Annotated in this window: 17 protein-coding genes and 2 pseudogenes; 15 read left to right on the top strand and 4 right to left on the bottom strand. The window is 68.2% G+C overall.

What is annotated here, in order from left to right:
* Positions 1-26: 26 nt before the first annotated feature.
* Both JL11_RS14850 and JL11_RS14845 read right to left on the bottom strand, forming a co-directional pair.
* Complete coding sequence (locus tag JL11_RS14850) at positions 27-1,001, bottom strand: FecR family protein (protein ID WP_054766330.1); 975 nt, start codon at positions 999-1,001, stop codon at positions 27-29.
* Positions 1,002-1,010: 9 nt separating this feature from the next.
* Positions 1,011-1,499, bottom strand: coding sequence for an RNA polymerase sigma factor (locus JL11_RS14845; RefSeq protein WP_054766329.1), 489 nt, complete (start codon positions 1,497-1,499; stop codon positions 1,011-1,013).
* Positions 1,500-1,842: 343 nt separating this feature from the next.
* Here JL11_RS14845 and JL11_RS14840 point away from each other — a divergent pair, with 343 nt between their 5' ends.
* The 5 genes from JL11_RS14840 (at position 1,843) to JL11_RS14820 (ending at position 6,634) form a co-directional block, all read left to right on the top strand.
* A complete protein-coding gene (locus tag JL11_RS14840; RefSeq protein WP_197273320.1) occupies positions 1,843-2,085 on the top strand; it encodes a response regulator transcription factor in 243 nt (80 codons plus the stop codon).
* 214 nt (positions 2,086-2,299) lie between these two features.
* Positions 2,300-2,701 carry a hypothetical protein gene (locus tag JL11_RS14835; RefSeq protein ID WP_054766327.1) on the top strand — a complete coding sequence of 134 codons (402 nt, stop codon included), beginning with the start codon at positions 2,300-2,302 and terminating at the stop codon, positions 2,699-2,701.
* A gap of 116 nt (positions 2,702-2,817) precedes the next feature.
* Positions 2,818-4,095 carry a dsDNA nuclease domain-containing protein gene (locus JL11_RS14830; protein ID WP_054766326.1) on the top strand — a complete coding sequence of 426 codons (1,278 nt, stop codon included), beginning with the start codon at positions 2,818-2,820 and terminating at the stop codon, positions 4,093-4,095.
* Complete coding sequence (locus JL11_RS14825; RefSeq protein WP_054766325.1) at positions 4,092-4,685, top strand: hypothetical protein; 594 nt, start codon at positions 4,092-4,094, stop codon at positions 4,683-4,685. The genes JL11_RS14830 and JL11_RS14825 overlap by 4 nt, the downstream gene beginning before the upstream one ends.
* Positions 4,682-6,634, top strand: a complete 1,953-nt coding sequence (locus tag JL11_RS14820; RefSeq protein WP_054766324.1) for an ATP-binding protein — start codon at positions 4,682-4,684, stop codon at positions 6,632-6,634. The genes JL11_RS14825 and JL11_RS14820 overlap by 4 nt, the downstream gene beginning before the upstream one ends.
* A gap of 21 nt (positions 6,635-6,655) precedes the next feature.
* Here the strand turns inward: JL11_RS14820 and JL11_RS14815 are convergent, their stop codons facing one another.
* Complete coding sequence (locus JL11_RS14815) at positions 6,656-7,120, bottom strand: MerR family transcriptional regulator (RefSeq protein ID WP_054766323.1); 465 nt, start codon at positions 7,118-7,120, stop codon at positions 6,656-6,658.
* Positions 7,121-7,275: 155 nt separating this feature from the next.
* Between JL11_RS14815 and JL11_RS14810 the strand changes: the two genes are divergently transcribed.
* From JL11_RS14810 to JL11_RS14765, 10 genes and pseudogenes are all read left to right on the top strand, one after another.
* Positions 7,276-7,842 carry a cation transporter gene (locus tag JL11_RS14810; protein WP_231681323.1) on the top strand — a complete coding sequence of 189 codons (567 nt, stop codon included), beginning with the start codon at positions 7,276-7,278 and terminating at the stop codon, positions 7,840-7,842.
* Positions 7,843-7,882: 40 nt separating this feature from the next.
* A complete protein-coding gene (locus tag JL11_RS14805; protein ID WP_054766321.1) occupies positions 7,883-8,227 on the top strand; it encodes a hypothetical protein in 345 nt (114 codons plus the stop codon).
* A gap of 420 nt (positions 8,228-8,647) precedes the next feature.
* Positions 8,648-9,541 (top strand): TolC family protein, encoded by an 894-nt coding sequence (locus JL11_RS14800; protein WP_231681321.1) that lies wholly within the window; start codon positions 8,648-8,650, stop codon positions 9,539-9,541.
* Positions 9,541-10,744: pseudogene (locus tag JL11_RS14795) on the top strand (efflux RND transporter periplasmic adaptor subunit). Before JL11_RS14800 ends, JL11_RS14795 begins: the two are co-directional and overlap by 1 nt.
* Before the next feature lie 9 nt (positions 10,745-10,753).
* Positions 10,754-13,982 (top strand): annotated as a pseudogene (locus tag JL11_RS14790) (efflux RND transporter permease subunit).
* Positions 13,979-14,578: a cation transporter gene (locus JL11_RS14785; protein ID WP_054766320.1), complete on the top strand. Its 600-nt coding sequence runs from the start codon at positions 13,979-13,981 to the stop codon at positions 14,576-14,578. Before JL11_RS14790 ends, JL11_RS14785 begins: the two are co-directional and overlap by 4 nt.
* On the top strand, positions 14,575-15,219 hold the full coding sequence (locus JL11_RS14780) for a methyltransferase family protein (RefSeq protein WP_224760999.1): 645 nt from the start codon (positions 14,575-14,577) through the stop codon (positions 15,217-15,219). Before JL11_RS14785 ends, JL11_RS14780 begins: the two co-directional genes overlap by 4 nt.
* Before the next feature lie 174 nt (positions 15,220-15,393).
* A complete protein-coding gene (locus tag JL11_RS14775) occupies positions 15,394-17,898 on the top strand; it encodes a heavy metal translocating P-type ATPase (RefSeq protein ID WP_054766319.1) in 2,505 nt (834 codons plus the stop codon).
* A 28-nt stretch (positions 17,899-17,926) separates the two neighbouring features.
* Positions 17,927-18,367, top strand: coding sequence for a CopM family metallochaperone (copM, locus tag JL11_RS14770; RefSeq protein WP_054766318.1), 441 nt, complete (start codon positions 17,927-17,929; stop codon positions 18,365-18,367).
* Positions 18,368-18,789: 422 nt separating this feature from the next.
* Positions 18,790-19,911 (top strand): acyltransferase family protein, encoded by a 1,122-nt coding sequence (locus tag JL11_RS14765; RefSeq protein ID WP_224760995.1) that lies wholly within the window; start codon positions 18,790-18,792, stop codon positions 19,909-19,911.
* Positions 19,912-19,935: 24 nt separating this feature from the next.
* Here the strand turns inward: JL11_RS14765 and JL11_RS14760 are convergent, their stop codons facing one another.
* Positions 19,936-20,334: a MerC family mercury resistance protein gene (locus JL11_RS14760; RefSeq protein WP_054766317.1), complete on the bottom strand. Its 399-nt coding sequence runs from the start codon at positions 20,332-20,334 to the stop codon at positions 19,936-19,938.
* Between the last annotated feature and the right edge of the window lie 52 nt (positions 20,335-20,386).

Genomic DNA, 20,386 nt, shown 5'->3' with positions numbered 1-20,386 from the left:
GGGCTAAGTCCGGGAGCGAATTATTTTCAGGCGCCGCGGCTGAGCACGATGCGACCGTCTTCCGTCCGGGCGGCCTGAAGCGGATAGAGGTCCGTCAGGGCGGCGACGAAGCCGTCGATGTCGCCCGCGTTAAAGACCCCGCTGACCCGGATTTCGGACACGCGGGCGTCCTGCAACTCGATCGGCTCGCGGCTGTAGCGATTGACCTCCGCCACCGCCACCGAGACCGGGGTGTTCTCGAACGTCAACCGTCCGACCGTCCAGCTCGTCGCCGCCGCGACGTCTGTGGTCATCACCTGGGGCTGGCGGGCGGAGGTGACGACCTGCTGCCCCGGCGTCAGGGACCACTGAGCCGGTCGGTCCATGTCGTGCCGGACGGCGACCCGCCCGTCGACCAGAATGACGCGAGCGCCCGCGCCGGAGCGCCGGACGTCGAAGCGGGTGCCCAGAGCCGTCACCCTTGTGTCCCCGGCCGCCACCACGAAGGGGCGCGCCGCGTCGCCCTCGACATCGAACATGGCCTGGCCCGAGGTGAGGGTGACGGCGCGGCGGTCACGCGTGTAGCGCACCGCCACCCGGGTGTTGGTGTCCAGAGTGATGCGCGAGCCGTCGTGCAGCTGCACCGTCCTCTGCTCCCCGACGGCCGTGGCATAAGTAGCGGGCCGCTGCTGGAGCCAGGCGAGACTGAAAGCGCACACGGCCACGGCCGCCGCACCGGCGACGCCCAGAGAGACCAGACGGCCCGAGGGCCTGCGCTTCTCTCGGGCTTCAGTCCCGCGCCTGGCCTCGGCCGTCAGGGCCGCCAGCTCGGGGTTGCCGGCCAGCGCGCCCGCGGCGTCCCACATGGCCTCGATCTTCTGGAAGGCGTGCGCATTGGCGGGATCGCGGCGCCAGGCGCTGAAACCGCGCACGTCCGCCGTCGTGACCTTGCGCTGATTGAGCCGAGTGAACCACTCGACGGCTTCCTTGCGCCTGATGTCGGCCTCCGCCTCGATCGTCATCCGTCTTGCCTAAAGGTCCAGCCGAGACGCGCAATACTCGAGCGCCCGGGCCATCCGCCACTTCACGGTCTGCTCGCTGATCTCGAGGGTCCGGGCAATCTCCGGGTAAGTCATACCGCCAAAGCGACTGAGAACGAAGACTTTGCGGTAAAGGGGCGGCATATCGCGGATCGTCTCCGTCAGCAGCGCGGCGTCGAACTGCACGGCCGCTTCGCTGACAGGCGGGGGCGCCGCCACCTGATGACGTCGCTGCAGGGCGTCCTGCCTGTGCGAGTCAGTCAGGAGGTTCAAGGCGATCCGGAGCAAGAAGGCCTTGGGGTGCCGGATGTCGGCCAGGGCGTAGGGCGCGGCGCGGATATAGGTCTCCTGAACCACGTCCGCGGCCGCATCCGCGCCGATCCGACCGCGCAGACGCCGTCCCAGCCAGGGTGCGTACTGACGGTAAAGACGGCCAAGACCATCCTGTCCCTCCGCGCCCAGCTGCTTCGTGTCTGTCACCACGCCTCTCCGACCTCTTCCAAAAAGGTCCGGAATCCGGGCGAGACGGCGCACACGACAGCGCGCGCGTCAGCGCACGCCTTCGCAGGCGTCGGCAACCGACATCCGCGCGTCGCACGGGGTCGTCGATGATCTGATGTCGCACAGGGGATTCCAGGCCCCACCAACGCGGACGTCGGCAGGGGAAGCATGAATCAAAGGTGGGGCGGGTGCAAGTCGCCCGGCGTCGCGGGGCGTCAGCAACCTTTCCGCAAAAATCTGGCGGGGAGACCGCAATTCACTGTCGTTGCCTGAAACGGCGATTCCCGCCCAACGTGAATCCTGTTCACTCAGGGAGTTGTCCATGGATTGCGCGTCACCGGCCCAGCCTCGCGAGATACCGGCGTTGAGCCCCCGCGAGTCGGAGTGCCTGCTGTGGGTCAGCCGGGGCAAGAGCTCGGCCGATATCGGCCAGATCGTCGGCCTCTCGCCGCGCACGGTGGACAGCTATCTGGAGAAGACCTGCGCCAAGCTGCGCGTCCGCACGCGTATCGAAGCGGTCGCGGTCGCCGTTCGCGATGGCATCATCGATCCCGACGCGGAGTGAGGTTTGGTGCAACGAAGAGTAGGGGGCGGGTCTGGAACTTCTGTACGGAAGCCGGGGGTTTCAGCCCTGATCGCCGCCGACGCGATGCGTCCCCTGGCTCAGGATCAGCGCCTATACGTTCCGGAACCCGCCAACGGTGCTTATCCTCTGCGGTGTGGCGCCCGGACAAGTCGAAAGTGGTCGGCGGGCCGATGTCCGGGTCCAGGAGAAGCGCGTGAAGCCGATCACGAAACTCGAGATGTACGAAATCGACGATCCGGCCGAGCCCTATCGGGTGGTGATGTGGTGTCTTCCGCCGGGGCCGCCCGAAGACCCGCGTATCGGGGAGCGTTTCCCCGAAGGGTCGATCGAGGTGCCCAAGAGCTTCGGGGCGATCTGGTTCGACGTCTCGACGTGGCAGGGCGGTTTCGTCGCACAAGCGACCTTCGCCGCCGACGCCGATGCGGTCCGGTGCGATACCATCACCGTCAATGAGGCCCATCGGATGAAAGGGGTTGCGACACAGCTCTACGAGACAGCCAGCGGCGTTTTCCAAGGGCCCGTCATTCCTTCGGACAATCAGACGCCCGACGCGGTGGCGTTCTGGGGCGGGAGGACGCAGATCCTTCGTCCGTGAGCGCCGGGCGCGAATTTCTTCCCGTCAAGGTCGTGTCGGTTGATCAGGTTCGGCTCGCAGCGTAGCGTCGCCGGTTCCGGGGACGGCGACGGGGGCTCGCGGAGGGGCGGCCGCAGGTGATTGATCTTGATGGCGATGGGGCGGATGGCCTGGAGGAGCCGCGTCTCGATGAAACGAGAAGCGGTGACCCTGGCGATGAGGCCGAACGCAACTTCCGATATCAGCACCAGTACGGGGTGGTTCTGCTCGTCGCCGTTCGGCGCGGCGCCTTCCCCTACGTGAACCTCTACTGCGAACACCACGAGGATCTGCTGTGCGAGCGTCCGGACGGCCTGTTCGACGGTTGGCAGATCAAGACGTCCACGCCGGAGAACGGACCCTGGACGCTTCGCGATGCCGCCCTGGTCAAGTCGATCGGCCGTTTCGTCGACCTGTGCGCGACCTACCCCTCGCAGATTGGCGTCCTGTACTTCGTGTCCAACTCCGACTTCGATGTGGTGGGCGACGACATCCAGGATCAGAAGCGCCGCGGCCGATGCCCTCCGCTGATGCTGGCGCACCTGAGGGCCTGCCCCTCGCTTGCGGACATCGCGCCACCCTTCCTGGCGGCCTTCGACGAACTGGGGGCCACCCTGGGCGCCGACCGGCAGAGGCTGTTCGACGTCCTGCGACGGGTGGAGCTGGTCAAGGGACCGTCCAGGGCGGAGTTTGACGCGACCCTGGCCCACGAGCATCTCGGGGGGCTGGGCGACTGCAACGCCCTCACACCCGCCCAGCTGTCCGAGCTTCGTGACGACCTGGTCGCGCGGGTCCACCGCGCCGCCTCCCTGCATGTCACCGCCCCGGGACGCCACACCCGCAGCCTTCTGGCCGAGGACGACGAGGATCCCGTCATCACCGCAAAGCGCATCGTCTGCGCCGATGTCGTCTTCGCCCCGCCCACGATCGCCCTGAAGGCCTTCGCCTATCAGGGCCAGTCCCGACTGACGCCCGGCGGTCCCCGGCGAGCCGGCGTCCTTGAACAGAAGCTCGAAGCGGGCGGCTTGGGCGAAGCCGTGAGCTACATGACCGCCAAGGAGATGGCCGCGGAATACGCCCTGCTGGAGGATCAGGCGCGCAACCCTGTCGCCGCCGAGAAACAGCTCAAGCAGATCGAGGAGGCCGTCCACGGCGAATGCGTGGAGGCCTATTACGCCGCCGCGAACGACTCCGAGACCTTCGGCCCGGCCATGCTGACGGATGTGACCGGCAGGCTGCGCAGGCTAGAGGGCGACCGCAGGTCGCTCACGGGTGGACAGCCCTACGAAGTGCTGGTCGGCGTCGCCGCCATGCTGACGCGGGAGTGCCGTGTCTGGTGGAGCAAGCGCTTTGACGTCCAGGAGCCGCGCCCATGAGCCTCGGGGTCCTGAAGGCGGCCGCCCGGGCAGAGAACACCGATGGCCTGCATCTGATGCGGCTGCTGGTCCTGCTCAGGTGCGCCGACAAGCGCGGCAGGACGCCCAAGCCCGTGGAAGGGATCACGAAGCTGGCCAAGCTAGACTTCCTTCTGCGCTACCCCGTCTATCTGGAGCGGGCCCTGGTCGCGCGCGGGAAATCGCCCGACGCGGTTCATCTGTCGCCGCGTGAACGGACGACCGTGGAAACGCGGATGATCCGCTTCCGCTACGGTCCATGGGACGGGCGCTACAGGCGGTGGCTCAGTCTGCTGTCGGCGCGAGGCCTCGTCACCCTGTCGCTCTCCGGCCGGAAGATCGAGATTGGGCTGACCGACGCCGGCCGTGCGGTCGCAGACGATTTCGCGCAGCGGCCGCTGTTCGCGGACCTCGCCGAGCGAGGGACGCTGGTGGTCAAGACCGTCGGAGACATGTCGGCCATGAAGCTCAAGGACTTCGTCTACGAGATCGTCCCGGAAATCACGGGCATGAAGTGGGGGCAGGAGATCGGCGCCGAAAACGGCGCCGCCCTGGACGGTGATCAGTCGTGAAATTTCATCTGCAGTCGCTGAGCCTCGATCTGAGGCATGCGACCGAGACCATCGTCTTCTCGGACATCACCTATTTCTGGGGCCAGATGGGCGCCGGGAAGTCCAGCATCGCCCGGCTGATAGACTACTGCCTCGGCGGCGGCATCCAGCTGTCACCGGCCCTGCAGGCCGAATTCGTATCCGCGACGCTCACTGTGGAGCTTGAGCGGAGCACGCTCACGATCGAGCGGCAGCGCGACGGGGCCAATGTCTTCGCCTCATGGACCGTCGGGGACGAGGTCCAGTCGGTGATCGTGCCGGCCAGGGCCGCTGCCGGGGAGCTGATCCCCCTTACCGGCGTCGAGACCCTGTCGGACCTCATCTTCTGGCTGTCCGGCGTCCAGCCGCCGCGCGTTCGCAAGAGCAAGCTGAAGGACGACAGCAAGACGGTCCGTCTCTCCGTCAGGGACCTGCTCTGGTACTGCTATCTGGATCAGGACAACATCGACAGCGCCTTCTTCCATCTGGAAGAGGACGCCGAGTTCTACCTGCGCCTGAAGAGCCGCGACGTGATCCGGTACGTCATCGGATATCACGACGAACGGGTCGCCGATCTCGAGGCCGAACTGGACCAGCTGCGCGCCAACCGCACGGCCCGCGCCTCCGCCATCGAAAGCCTGACCCGAACCCTCGACGAAGTGGGCGCCGGCTCCGAAGCGCAGATCGCCGAGCGCGAAGCGTCCCTGAAGGCGGCCCTGGCCGAAGCGGAGGCCAGCATCGTGGCCCTGCGGGAGCTGAAGCGGGTCGGCCAGACCGAGCATGCCGTCGATATCCTCGCACGCCGGACCCGCCGTCTCGGCGCTGGCATCGCCCGCCTCGACGTCGCGGCCGATGAACTGCTCGCCGCGCGCGAACGACATGTGCGCCATCGAAACGAGATCGAGACCCTCGGCCTGAAGTTCCGGCGCTCTGCCGTGGCGCGGGAAATCCTCGGCGACGTCGGGTTTGCGGACTGCCCCCGATGCACCCAGAGCCTTCCGGCGCGCCCGGCTCGTTGTTGCGAGGTCTGCGGCCAGGACGACAGGCTCGAACTGACCGACGCGGCGGAGCAGGCCGCTCTGGAACTGGACATCGCCTCGCGCCGGGCGGACCTCGACAGCGCGATCGAAGAGATCGACCGCAGTCTCACCCGTATCCGACTGCGGCGGGAGCGCGCGCTGGACCGGAAGGCGTCCCTTGAAACCGCCCGCAACCGCGCGAGCGAGGAAGCGGACTCGGCGTTCCTGTCGACAGTCCTGTTGAAGGAGCGCGAGCGCGCGGCGCTCGAGGCCGAACTACAGAGCCTCGCCTGGCTGCTGCGGCTTCCCGACCTCCTGCAGCAACAGCGCGACGCGCTTGCCCAGATCATCGCGCTGGAACTCGCGCTGAAGGAGGCCCTGAAGGACGCCCGCACGTCGGCCGAAGCCGACCGGACCAGTCTGACCAGACTCGGCGACTATTTCCTCGACGCCCTAGTCCAGTCCGGCGTGCCGGGCATCCAGCGCGACGACCGCGTCGCCCTGGAGCCGCCGACCTTCTACCCCGCCGTCTTCAGTAGCGACCCTTCCGATCTGACGGCCTCGACCTTCACCTCAATGAGCAGCGGCGGGAAGAAGACCCTGTTCAAATGCTGCTTCGCCATAGCCGTCCACCGGATCGCGGCCCTGCTCGACGCGCCCCTGCCGGAGCTTCTGATCATCGACTCCCCGATGAAGAACATCAGTGAACGAGAGAACAGGGCGCAGTTCGAAGGCTTCTATCGGATGGTCTACGCTTTGAAGGCCGGGGAGCTGTCCGAGACCCAGATCATCCTGATCGATAAGGAGTACCTACCCCCTGATCCGGCGCTGGGACTGGATATTCGCAGCCGGCACATGCAGCCCGACAGCACCCAGCACGAGCCGCTTATCCGTTATTACCGGGGCAAATAGAGGGCGGCAGCCGGCGCCCGGCTAATCGCGCGCCGAATAACGAGTGTGGTGACCATCGCAGTGCGTGTGGTTTCCAAGCGCCTCGATCACCCGGCAATCGGAAATCCTCCCACCCGAGCAACTCGCCGCCTGAATCCGGGCGAGTTCGGCGTGCAGCGCCTGAAGCCCGGCGATGCGAGCCTCAACCGCCGCAAGCTGGCGCTCGGCGATCCGGTTGACCTCCGTGCAGGGCCGGTCGGGTTCGTCGGACAGCGCCAGAAGGGCGCGGATGTCGTCGATCTCGAACCCCAGCTGCCGCGCATGGCGAATGAAGGCCAGCCGCCGCGTCGCAGCGCCGTCGTAGAGGCGCCGGTCGCTCGCAGTGCGGGGCGGCTCCGCCAGCAGGCCGATCTTCTCGTAGAACCGGATCGTCGGAATCTTCACGCCGGTCTCGGCCGAAAGGCGACCGATCGTCCGGAGCGGGGGAAGGGATGGGTCTCTGGCCATGCGCGAAATATAGGGCTTGATCCTCTAGTGGCTAGAGGATGCATGAAGGGTGCATGACGACGCCCGCTCCGACAGAATCCTGCGCTCCGTCCCGAGGCTGCTGCGGCCACCAGGTCCGGTTCGACGGGGCCTCGCCCGCCTATCGGCGCGTGCTTGTGGCCGTCATCGCCCTTAATCTGGGTGGGTTCTTCGCGGTCGCCGCGGGCGGTCTCATGCAGGGATCGGCGGCGCTCGCCGCCAATGCGATGGACTTCCTGGCCGACAGCGCCACCTACGCCATCAGCCTCTGGGCCATCGGAAAGTCCGTGCGGGTGCGCTCCGGCGCCGCAGTCTTCAAGAGCGCGAGCCTCCTCGTGATGGCCGTGACCATTCTCGGCTACGCCGTCTGGAGAGCCGTCACCGGCCAGCCGCCCGAAGGCGCCGTCATCACCGGTCTTGGACTGGTCGGTTTCGCAGCCAATCTGGTTGCGGCCCTGCTACTCGTGCGCTTCCGCGAGGGCGACGCCAACGTCCGCTCCGTCTGGCTCTGCACCCGGAACGACCTCATCCACAGCCTCGGCGTCGCCGCGGCCGGCGGGCTGGTCTGGCTGACCGGATCCCGGTGGCCGGACCTGCTGGCTGGCCTTCTGTTGGGCGGGGTCTTCCTGCAATCCGCGATCTCTATCCTGTTACAGGCAAGAGCGGAGAGCCGCGCAGCAACGTCTGCGGCGCGGACTTTGTAACGCATTGCCTGATGTCGGGAACGGAAGTAACGAGCGCGAGATGACCTGGTCGATGACGACATGGGCGAAACTGATCGTGGCGGCGACCATCGTCTTCGCCGCCTTCTTCTTCGCGCCTGCCGTCGACGCCGCCACCTGCCTGCCCGAACCTCCCGCGGCTCATGCTGCGGTCGATCATGACCAGGGCGATGGCGACCACAGTGGAAAGGGCGCCGGTCACGGCGTCTGCTCGCACGGTCACTGCCACCACACGACAACCGCCCGCACCAACGGCGTCGACTCGATCGCACCCGCGTTCGGAGAACCGCCGTTGCAGAGCGGCCGTCACGACGACTTCCGGGCGTCCATCACGCCCGACGGCCTGAAGCGCCCCCCCAGAGTCTGACCGAAGACCTGCGCCTCCGCGCGCCTCTTCGTCCTCAGAAACTCTGGAAATGAATCATGTCTCCCACATCTCGCAGGCGGCCGCGTTACGCGGTCGGCTGCGCCCTCGCCGCGGATCGCGGCGAGCCTGGCCAGTCCCGTATGGGCTGACCCGGCCCCGACCTATGCCCAAACTCCTCGCCCAGCTCGGGGACGCTCCGGCGACACTCGAAGCCGGCGCCAACTATGACGCCGCCGAGGCCCGTGTCCGTCAGGCACGGGTGCGGCCCAACCCCGTCCTCGGCTTCGATGTCGAGAACGCCTACGGCTCAGGTCCCTATTCAGGCCTGAACAACGCGGACATGACCTTGGCGCTGAGCCAGGATCTCGAGCTGTGGGGGCGTCGTTTCGACGCGTATCGCCGCCGCCCGCGCCGAGGCCGGTGCGGTCGGGCTGCAGCGGGATCTCGCCGTGGTCGACGCCGCCGGCCGTCTCCGCCCTCGTCTACGCCGAGGCGGAAGCGGCGCAGAGGCGCGCGACCCTCGCCGAGGAAACCCTGACCCTCACGGTCGCGGACGCCCGCGCCGCCCTGACGCTGGTGGAGGAGGGACGCGAGCCCCTGCTGCGCGGCATCCAGGGCGAGGCCGAGGCCGCCTCGGCCCGCGCTACGCGGGATGAGGCCGTCGCTGAGCGCGACGCCGCCTACGCGCGCCTGACCGCGGTCGCCATGACCCCGGTCGCCGTGACCCGGATCGACGACAGTCTCCTGGACGAGACGCCCGCGACGATCGGCTCCGTGATCGATGACGCTCCTACGGTCCGCGTGGCCGAGGCGCAGCGGTCCGCAGCCGAACGGCGCATCGATGTTCAACGGGTTCAGGCCCGCCCGGACATCAACGCCAGCATCGGCATCCGCCGCTTCGAGGCGGAGGACGCGACGGCCCTGACCTTCGGGATCAGCATGCCGTTGCCGCTGTTCGACCGGAACCGGGGGAACATCGAGGCGGCCCAGGCCGAATTTCGCGCGGCCGACGCCCGGCTGATGAGCGCACGGCAGGAGGCCCAGGCGGATCGCGCCGCTGCGGTCGCCCGCCTCGCGGCCTCCGTCAGCCGCGTCAACGCCGCCGACGCCGGCGTCACCGCCGCCGAGGAAGCCTACCGCCTGTCGCGGATCGGCTTCGAGTCCGGCCGGATCTCCCAGGTCGAACTGCGGGTCACCCGCACAGCCCTCGTCAACGCCCGGTCCGCCGCCGTGGACGCGCGTCTCGCGCGTGTCCGCGCCGAGATCGATCTCGCGCGCCTCAACGGCCGCGCCCCCTTCGAAGGAGCCCAGTGATGCGCAAAGGCACATCCAACAAGACACTGCTGATCGGCGGCGTCGCCGCCTTGGTCGTACTCGGAGGCGGCGGCCTCTGGTTCGCTACCCGGTCCGCCGAACCGGCTGCGCCGCCGGCCGCTGAAGGCGAGGCCGGCCATGCCGAAGAGGAGGGCGGACATACCGAGGGCGAGGCCGCCGAGACCGAGACCGAGGGGCGGGTCGAACTGACCGCCGCAGAAATCCAGGCAGCGGGCATCACGATCGTCGGCGTTGGCGGCGGTGGCGGGGGCGAAACCCGTCTGGCCGGTCGCGTCGAGCCGATGGTCGATTCCCGCGCCGCCGTCGCCGCTGCCGTCGGCGGGCGCGTCGAGCGGGTCCTCGTCGCCCCGGGCCAGTCGGTCCGGGCGGGCCAGCCGCTCGTCAGCCTCGTCAGCGGCGAGGCGGCGACCTTCCGCGCCGAGGCCGATGCAGCCGGAGCTTCCGCCGAGGCGGCCCGTCAGGCCTATGAGCGCAATCGCAGCCTGTCGGATCAGGGCATCGTCGCGCGTCAGGAAGTCGAAGCGTCACGCGCCCAGTTCCTGAGTGCAGAGGCGCAGACCCGCGCCGCCCGCGCCCGTTCCGCGGCCGCAGGATCGCCGAACGCCTCGGGACGGCTGAGCGTGACCAGCCCGATCTCCGGTGTGGTCAGCAGCGTTCAGGTCGGACCGGGGCGGCTTCGTCGCCCAGGGCGGCGTGGTGGCTGAGGTCAGCAACCCGGCCCGGGTCGAAATGGTCTTCAACGCGCCGCCGGCCCTGGCGGCCAATGTCCGCGCGGGCTCGCCCATGCGCGTCACCGGCCCGAACGGGGAGTTCGACGCCGTCGTCACCGGTGTCGCGGCCGACGCCGGTCTCAGCGAGAGCGGTGCGACCGTGATCCGCGCCCGGCCTTCCGGCGCGACCCTGCCGCCGGCCGGGTCGGCCGTCACCGGCGCGGTCGTGACCGGCCAGGCTGCCGGCGGGATGACCGTTCCCACGGAGGCGGTTCAAACGGTCGACGGGAACACCGTCGTCTTCGTTCAGGTCGAGGGCGGCTTCCAGGCCGTGCAGGTACTGGCGGGCCGTCAGGCCGCAGGCCGCACCGAGATCCTGCGGGGACTGACCGGCTCCGAACGCGTCGCCTCCGCCAACGCCTTCCTGCTCAAGGCCGAGATGGCCAAGGGCGAAGCCGAGCACGGGCACTAGGGGGGCGTCATGTTCAAAGCGATTATCGAAGCCTCGGTTCGCTTCCGATGGTTCGTGGTCCTGGCGACGGCGATTGTCGCCGCCTTCGGCCTCTACAACCTGACGCAGCTACCCATCGACGCCGTCCCGGACATCACCAACCGGCAGGTCCAGATCAATACCATCGCCCCGGCGCTCGCGCCCGAGCAGATGGAACGCCAGGTCACCTATCCCCTCGAAACCGCCATGGCGGGCATTCCGGGGATCCAGACCACCCGGTCGCTGAGCCGAAACGGCTTCAGCCAGGTCACGGTCATCTTCTCCGACAGCACGGACATCTACTTCGCCCGCCAGCAGGTGGCCGAACGGATGGCCCAGGCGCGCGAGCGACTGCCCGAGGGTGTGGAGCCGGCGCTTGCGCCGATCACCACCGGCCTCGGCGAAGTCCTCATGTGGACGGTCGACTTCAAGCCGTTCAACAGCGCCAATCTCGCCAAACCGGGTGAGCCCGGCTGGCAGGCCGGCGGCGCCTATCTGACGCCCGAAGGCGAACTGCTGACCACGCCACAGGCCCGCGCGACCTATCTCCGCACGGTCCAGGACTGGATCATCGCCCCGCGCATGCGGACCGCGAAGGGCCTGGCCGGCGTCGATGTGAACGGCGGCTATGTGAAGGAGTATGCGGTTCGGCCCGACGCTGCGCGTCTGGCGGGATACGGCCTGAGCCTCAACGACCTCATCGTCGCTCTGGAGCGGGCCAACACCCAGGCCGGTGCGGGCTATGTTCAGCGGTCCGGTGAAGCCCTGACCGTCCGAACCGACGCCCTGGCGCAGACCATTCCGGATCTCGCCCAGGCCCCCGTGGTCAACCGCAACGGACTGGTCGTGCGGGTCGCCGATGTCGCCACCGTCGAAATCGGCCAGGCGCCGCGTCTCGGCGGCGCCAGCCGCGACGGCCACGAAGCGGTCGTCGGTACGGCGCTGATGCTGGCCGGCGGCAACAGCCGGACGGTGGCCCAGGCCGCCGCCGAACGTCTGGAGGAAGTCTCCGCGAGCCTGCCGCCGAGCGTCGTCGCCGAACCGGTCCTGAACCGGAGTTCGCTCGTCAACAAGACCATCTCGACGGTCGCCAAGAACCTGATCGAAGGCGCCCTGCTGGTGATCGTGGTTCTGTTCCTGCTCCTGGGCAACATCCGGGCGGCCTCGATTACCGCCCTGATGATCCCGATCAGCTTCCTGTTCGCGGTCATCGGCATGAACCGCTTCGGCATCAGCGGAAACCTGATGAGCCTCGGCGCGCTGGACTTCGGCCTTCTGGTCGACGGCGCGGTCGTGGTGGTCGAGAACACCCTGCTGATGCTCAGCCAGAAGCGGGCCGAGGCCGGCCGGATGCTGACGCGTCGGGAACGTCTGGCGGTCGCCGGAGCCGCGGCGCGTCAGATGGTCAAGCCGGCCGCCTTCGGCCAGCTCATCATCCTGCTGGTCTTCACGCCCCTGCTCATGCTCGAGGGCGTGGAGGGCAAGACCTTCATCCCGATGGGCGCGACGGTCATGCTGGCCCTGGTCGGCGCCTTCATCTTCTCCTTCACCTTCGTGCCGGCGATGACGGCCCTGCTGGTGCGGGATCCGAAGAAGGTGGAGGTCGACGAGCACGGCCACGCGCACGAGCACGAGACCTTCATCCTCCGCTATGCGCGCCGATGGATCGAACCGGCCATCCGCGCGGCCGTCGATCGTCCGAAGATCGTCCTGGCGTCCGCGCTCGGCGCTCTCGTCATCGGCGGCATCGCCTTCAGCACCCTGGGGCGTGAGTTCATCCCGACCCTGGACGAAGGCGACATCGCCATGCAGGCGCTTCGCGTGCCGTCAGCATCGCTGGAGCAATCCCTGGCGATGCAAATGGCGCTCGAGCGCGTCATCAAGGCCCAGCCCGAGGTGAAGACCATCTTCGCCCGGACCGGGACGGCCGAGGCGGCTGTGGACCCGATGCCGCCGAACATCTCCGATGCGGTCATTGTCCTGAAGGACCGCAAGGAATGGCCCGATCCGAACCTCCCCAAGGAGGAACTGATCGCGCGCTTCGAAGAGCTCGCCGCCGGCCAGCTCGGCAACAGCTTCGAGTTCAGCCAGCCCATCGAACTGCGCTTCAATGAGCTGATCTCCGGCGTCCGGACTGACCTCGCGGTCATGGTCTACGGCGATGACTTCACCCAGCTGCAGGCCACGGCGGACCGGGTCGCCAACGCCCTTCGCGCGACGCCCGGGTCTGCGGACGTTCGCGTCGAGCAGGCGTCGGGGCTCCCAACCCTGACTGTCAGCGTGGATCGCTTCGCGGCCGCCAACTACGGCCTGTCCGCCGCCGATGTCTCCGAAGCGGTTTCGGCCGCGGTCGGGGGCGCCGAGGCCGGGGCAGATCTTCGAGGGCGATCGCCGCTTCAGCGTCGTCGTTCGTCTCGGCGGATGAAGCCCGGAACGATCCGGCGGCACTCGCGGCCCTGCCGATCACCCACCGCTACGGGCGTGACGGTTCCGCTCTCCCTCCGTCGCCCGCATCCAGGTGGCCGAGGGGCAGAACCAGATCAGCCGCAATGACGGCAGCCGGCGGATGGTGGTTCAAGCCAACGTTCGCGGGCGCGATCTGGGCGGCTTTGTCACCGAGGCCCAGGCGAAGGTGCAGTCTGAGGTCGATCTCCCCACCGGCTACTCCCTGACCTGGGGTGGGCAGTTCGAGAACCTGAAACGGGCCGAACAGCGTCTGGGCCTGGTCATTCCCATCGTCTTCATCCTGATCGGCGTCCTGCTGTTCATGGCGTTGGGATCCTTCGCGGAGGCGGGACTGGTGTTCGCCTGCGTGCCTCTGGCCCTGATCGGCGGCGCCTTGGCGCTCGTCCTCAGGGGGATGCCCTTCTCGGTTTCGGCGGCGGTCGGCTTCATCGCCGTATCCGGTGTCGCGACCCTGAACGGGCTGGTGCTGATGCAGGCCATTCGGGAACGCCTGACAGGCGGCGCCGACCCACGCCTCGCCGCCATCGAAGGGGCGACGAGCCGGCTGCGCGCCGTCCTGACCACGGCCCTGGTCGCCATCGTCGGCTTCATTCCGATGGCGTTCGCCCACGGTGCCGGGGCGGAGGTGCAGAAGCCTCTGGCCACCGTCGTAATCGGCGGCCTGCTGACGGCGACGGCCTTGACCCTGCTGGTCCTGCCGACCTTCGCGGCCAAGGCCGTGAAGCACCGCAAGGCTGAAGGGCTCGAGGAATGAGCGAGGCCCACGCAACGGAGCAGGTCCAGCGCCGCACCCTCCTCACGGTGCTGGTCCTGAACGCCCTGTTGTTCGTGGGCCTGGGAGTCGGCGGCATCGCCGCCGACTCCAGCGCCCTGCTGGCCAATGCGGTCGACAACGGTTCGGACGCGGCGGTCTATCTGATCAGCTTCCTGGCGGTCGGACGCGCCCTGGTCTGGAAGACGGGGGCGGCGCGAGCCTCAGGCGTCATGCTCCTGATTTTCGCCGTCCTCGTCCTGCTCGACGCGCTGCGGCGGACCCTCACCGCGACCGAGCCAGTCGGCCCGACCATGATGGTCCTCGCGGTTGTGGCCGCCGTCATCAACCTCGTCTGCCTGCTGCTGATCCGTCGGCAGCACAGCGGCGACGTCAACATGAAGGCCGCCGAGACCTTCAGTCTCAACGACTTCGCGTCCAACGGCGGCATCCTCGTCGCGGGCGGTCTCGTCATGTGGCTCGACCAGTCGTGGCCGGACCTTCTCGTCGGCGTTCTGGTCGCCGCAATCGCCGCCAAGGGCGGCATCGACATCCTGCGCGATGCGCGCAAGGCCTCTGACACAGGAGCGGCCCAGTGAGCCCGTTGCTGCCTCACGATCTCCACCCCGGTGGAGCCTCAGCTCCCGACCTCGCACGGGTCCAGCGCTGGCGGAAACTCTTCATCCTCGTCGGCCTGTTCGCCCTCATCACCTGGACGGCGCTGGTCGAACCCACGCCCGTTCTCGAACATCCGGTGGAGCATCTCGGTCTGATCGCCATCATGCTGTGCGTGATCGGGCGAGCCTGGTGCTCCCTCTATATCGGCGGCCGAAAGAAGCAGGAGATCGTTTCGGCGGGACCCTACTCGCTGTGCCGGAACCCCCTCTACCTGTTCAGCTTCATCGGGGCGTTCGGGATCGGCGCCCAGACAGGCAGCGCCACGGTCGGACTGGGCTTCGCCCTGGCCTGCTGGATCGTGTTCCGCACCGTCGTCGGGCGCGAAGAAGCCTATCTGAGCGAGACCTTCGGGGAGGTCTATGACGACTATCGCCGTCGTACGCCGCGCTTCTGGCCCGACCTGCGAGCCTGGCGCGACGAGCCCGAGCTCTCGGTGCGACCCGCCTTCTTCCTGCGCACCGTCCGCGACGGCCTCGTCTTCCTGCTGGCGATGCCGGTGTTCGAGTCCCTCGAGCGCCTGCAGCAGATCGGCTGGTTCGACGCCGTCCTGCGCCTGCCCTGACCGGAGGGCTTCGGATGACCCGCAAACGTCTCGTGACGCTCCTTTCGGCCGGCTTGGCAGCCGCAGCCTTCGCCGCCGGGGCGGCGGCGCGCCTCGCCTGGACGGGGCCGGAACCGCGTCGCCCGACCGAAGCCCCGCAACGCCCATCGCCTTCCGCTCCTGTGGAGTTCGACCATGCCTAAGACCGTCAAACTGGATCTGCCCGTTCTCCTTCCGGGTGCGCCCGACGCCTCCGACGCCTGTGTCGGCAGACTGATCAGTCTGTTGCGCATCACCGACGGAGTCGAAAAGGCGCACGTCGAGGAAACGGATGACGGACCGAAACTGTGTATCCACTACGATCCGGAGCGGCTTTCCCTCGCCCAGGTTCGCCGTGCGGCCACACAGGCCGGGGGATCGGTCAGCGATCGCTACGATCACCTGACCGGCTGGGTCGAAGGGGTGCGCCACGCGCGGCATGCGAGGACGCTGGAGGCGGCGCTGGCCGCAGAGCCCGGCGTGCTGCAGGCGGCGCTCGACGCTTCAGGAGCTATCCGGGTCGAGTTCGACCGGCAGAAACTGGAGCGCACAGACCTCGAGGCGCGGCTTCGGGGCCATGGTCTGCAACTCTCGGCGAAGCCCCAAGCCACGGTCTCCGTGGACAGCGGCCACGGTCAGGACGGCAAAGCCGGCGAGGCGGGGCATGAAGGGCACAATCACGCGGCCGGGGACAGGCACGACCATGCCCATGGTGGTTTGCTGGGGCCGAACACCGAGCTGTATTTCGCTCTCGCCAGCGGCGGCGCTCTCGCCGTCGGCTATCTGATCGAACGGTTCGCGCCCGGTGTTCCCGGGTGGGCTCCACTGGTCCTCTTCCTTGCGGCCTATCTGTTCGGAGGCTTCTTCACCGTCCGCGAGGCGGTCGAGAACCTGAAGCGACGCCGCTTCGAGATCGACACCCTCATGCTGGTCGCGGCGGCGGGTGCGGCCGCCTTGGGCGCATGGGCCGAGGGGGCCTTGCTGCTCTTCCTGTTCAGCTTGGGTCACGCTTTGGAGCATTACGCGCTCGGGCGGGCGAAGCGGGCGATCGAGGCGCTGGCCGCCCTGGCGCCTCGCACCGCGCATGTGCGTCGCGGCGAAGAGGTCGTGGAGCTTCCGGTCGAGGACCTGGAGATCGGCGATGTCGTCGTGGTGCGCCCGAACGAGCGCCTGCCGGCCGACGGCTTCGTGGTCGTCGGGACGACCAGCATCAATCAGGCCCCGGTCACCGGCGAAAGCATGCCGGTGGACAAGCAGCCTGTGTCGAACGCGGAAGAGGCGAGGGCGCGTCCAGCGGGCGTCATCGCCGCCTCGGTCGTGTTCGCGGGGACCATAAATGGCGCGGGCGCCATCGAGATCGAGACGACCAAACGATCGAGCGACACCACCCTCGCCAAGGTGGTGCGGATGGTCAGCGAAGCGGAGACGCAGAAGTCGCCGACGCAGAGGTTCACCGACCGGTTCGAAAGAATCTTCGTACCCCTCGTGCTGGCCCTGGCCTTCGTCCTGCTGTTCGCCTGGGTCGTCGTCGACGAGCCTTTCCGCGACAGCTTCTACCGGGCCATGGCCGTGCTCGTGGCGGCCAGCCCCTGTGCCCTGGCCATCGCAACGCCCAGCGCGGTTCTGTCGGGTGTCGCCCGCGCGGCCCGCGCCGGCGTGCTCATCAAGGGCGGCGCGCCGTTGGAGAATCTGGGTGCGCTCGACGCCATCGCCTTCGACAAGACCGGCACCCTGACCGAGGGGCGACCCCGGATCACCGACGTTGTTCCGCTCGGACGGACCTCGCAAACCGATCTCCTGACGGTCGCCGTCGCCGTCGAGCGGCTCAGTGACCATCCCCTCGCGGAGGCGATCGTCCGCGACGGGAGCCAGCGCCTGATCGCGGCTCCTGTGCAGACCGCGACGGATCTCCGCAGCCTGACGGGAAAGGGCGTCACCGCGACACTGAACGGCGAGACGATCTGGATCGGCAAGCCGGAGATGTTCGGGGCGGATGGCGTCGCGCCGCTGGGTCCCGACGCCGAGATCGCCGTCGCGGCCCTGCGCAACCAGGGCCGCACCCTCATGGTGGTTCGCCAGGGCTCACACGACTTGGGCGTGATCGGCCTGCTCGACACACCGCGTAAGAGGGCGCGCGAAACGCTCACGGCTCTGAGGGCCCTCGGCATCCGTCGGATGATCATGATCTCGGGCGACCATCAGAGGGCTGCCCAGGCCGTCGCCGGACAGGTCGGCTTGACCGAGGCCTGGGGCGACCTCCTGCCGGAAGACAAGGTCGAGGCGATCAGGAAGCTTCGGGCCGAAGCCCAGGTGGCCATGGTGGGAGATGGCGTCAACGACGCCCCCGCCATGGCCACGGCGACCGTCGGCGTCGCCATGGGAGCGGCGGGGTCGGACGTCGCGCTGGAAACGGCGGACGTGGCCCTGATGGCGGACGATCTGTCCAAGCTGCCCTTCACGGTCGGCCTCAGTCGGCAGACCCGCCGGATCATCCGCCAGAACCTCTTCGTCAGCCTCGGCGTCGTCGCCTTCCTCGTCCCGGCCACCATTCTCGGTCTCGGGATCGGGCCGGCCGTCGCCCTGCACGAAGGCTCGACGCTCCTCGTCGTCTTCAACGCCCTGCGGCTGCTGGCCTGGCGCGATCCGCGCGCAGAGCCCTGACCCTCAAATCCCAGAAAAGGAGACTTCCATGAAACGGTCCGGATGGGTCGGCGTGATTGCGCTGTTTCTTCTCATATCGGCCTTCGGCTTCGGGATGCTGTCCCGCCAGAACGCGACCCGACCTCAGGCGGGCACGCCCGTCGATGCGCGTCCGATCGACGCCCATGCGGGTCATGCCGACGCCGCGGCGGACAGTCCGGCCACCCGCTCCTTCAAGGAGGCCAACGAGCGCATGCACCTGGCCATGGAGATCGACTACAGCGGCGACGCCGATGTCGACTTCATGCGCGGGATGATCGCCCACCATGAGGGAGCGGTCGCGATGGCCCGGATCGCCCTGGAGCACGGGAAGGACGCCGAGGTTCGCGGGCTCGCCGAAGAGGTGATCCGCACCCAGGAAGCAGAGATCGTCCGCATGCGTGTGTGGCTCGCCAACCGCGCCGGGCGTCCCGTCGAGCCGGCGGTCTAGATCATGGGCGGAAAACGCTCCCCGATCCGTAGTCACGCCCCCCGATGGCGGCCAGGCCGGTATCGCCCTCGGGGGCGGACACAACGTCGGGTTCGGCCGTTCGATCCCGTTCCAGATACCCTGATCGCCCTCGCCGGCAGCCTCGTCGCAGGCCTGGTCGTCTGCGTCATCGCCGTGCCGCTCGCATCGCTCTACCGGATACCGATGTATCTCCCCTACGGGGCGCTGATGCTTTTGTTGACCTTCATGACCTACCGTGTCGCCGGACGAGACAAGGCGGGACGGGTTATGGCGGGGGTGATGGCGGTGGTCTGCGTTCTTGGGTCGGCTGCGCTCTTCCTCGGGCGCGACCAGATTGTCCTCGGGTCCCGTCACCACCACGATACCCCCGGCCCGGTCGCCGCAACGCGCGCGGACTGACGTTGGTCGAGGTCGCAGAACCCCGCAGGCCGGCCCGGATCGCGCGCGGCGGCTGGCTCGACGTTCTCCGGTTCGTCGCCGGCGCCCTGATCATCCTGTATCATTTTCGCGAGGCGGCTCCGACGCCGCTGGGCGAACTCCACCCGGTGTTTGACCGGGGGTTCCTGCTGACCAACTTCTTCATCATCGATTCCGGGTACATTCTGGCCCGGATCTATGGCGACGGCTTCGCCGCCCGCTCGCTCAACATCCTGGACTATATCCGCCAGCGCGTCCTCAGGGTCGTCCCGTCTCATCTCGTCGTGATCGGCGTACTTGCCGCAATGGTCGCCGTCGCCGCCGCGGTCGGCATTCGCCCGAGCAATCCCCAGTGGTTCGACTGGGCGCAGCTCCCGGCGCAGGCGGCTCTGCTTCAGGCCTATGGCGTTCCGGGGGGACAGGGCTGGAACGCGCCGACCTGGACGCTCTCGGCCCTGCTCGGATGTTATCTCCTGTTGCCGTGGATATGCCGACTGATCTGGCGTAGGCGGCCCTGGCTGATCGTGGCGGGCGCCGTAGGGCTTCTGATCCTCGCGGACTGCGCCAGCCGCGCCTGGCTCGGCGATCCGATCTATCGCCTGCCTTTCCGCCACGGCTTTCTGCGAGCCCTGCCTCTGTTCCTGCTCGGTGTTGCGGCGGCGCTGTTCGGGGCGCGCGTCTATATCCCGCCGAGGCTCGCCGCGATGGCGGGGATCGTCGCCCTCGGCGTCCTCGTTTGCGCGCAGGTGATCGGGACCACCGCCTTGCTCTCGCTTCTGTTGCTGACCGTGATGATCTGGGCTGCGGGCGCGACGCCGGTCGCGAGACCCTCACGCCTGATCGAGCATCTCGGCCTGATGTCGTTCGCGATCTTCCTGACCAATGAAGTGGTCCGGATCCTCTGGTTCGGGGTCTTCGATGCGATCGGACAGGCAGGCTGGTCCTCAGATGTTCGCTGGGCGATCTGGACTGCGGGTCTGGCGAGCGCCTTCATCGGAGCTGCAATCTTCCGGTACGCCTTCGACCGCCCTGTTCAGGCCCGTCTCAATCCGCCGCGAAGACCACCGCAGGCGCCCGGCGTCAGCGCCGAGCGGCCCATCGCCTGAGGGGCTCTCCCGGAAGGGTCGCCGTCAGGCGGGTTGGGGCGTTCTTGCGCGCTTGAGCCGGACAACATTGAGGAGGTGCGCGAGGACGAGACTCAACCCGCCGACGATGGTGGCGATCGGAGCGGTCTCCACCGTCGGGCGTTCGGCCGCGCCCGCCACAAGCGCCAGAATGGCGGCGATCGCGAGGCCCCGAAGCATCATGGGTGCGCCCACGCGAGGTGTGACGAGCGCGATCCAGGCCGCACAGGCCGCGACGCCGGCAAGCGTCCAGTGGAGCCACTCGCCGCCGGCGAGCCCCGCCAGGGGCAGAAGGCCAAGCACCCCCGCGCTCGACACACAATGGACGACGCAGAACACGGAAAGACCGGCGCCGAACAGGTCGATTGGCCGGGAACGACCGGTGTCTGTGGGGGCGGGAGGCATGTTGAGAATGTTATTGTGTAACGCGCCGTTGATCCAGTGAATTGTCGTCGCG

The sequence above is a fragment of the Brevundimonas sp. DS20 genome, assembly GCF_001310255.1.
GTDB lineage: Bacteria > Pseudomonadota > Alphaproteobacteria > Caulobacterales > Caulobacteraceae > Brevundimonas > Brevundimonas aurantiaca.
This window is presented reverse-complemented; position numbering and strand designations above follow the sequence as displayed.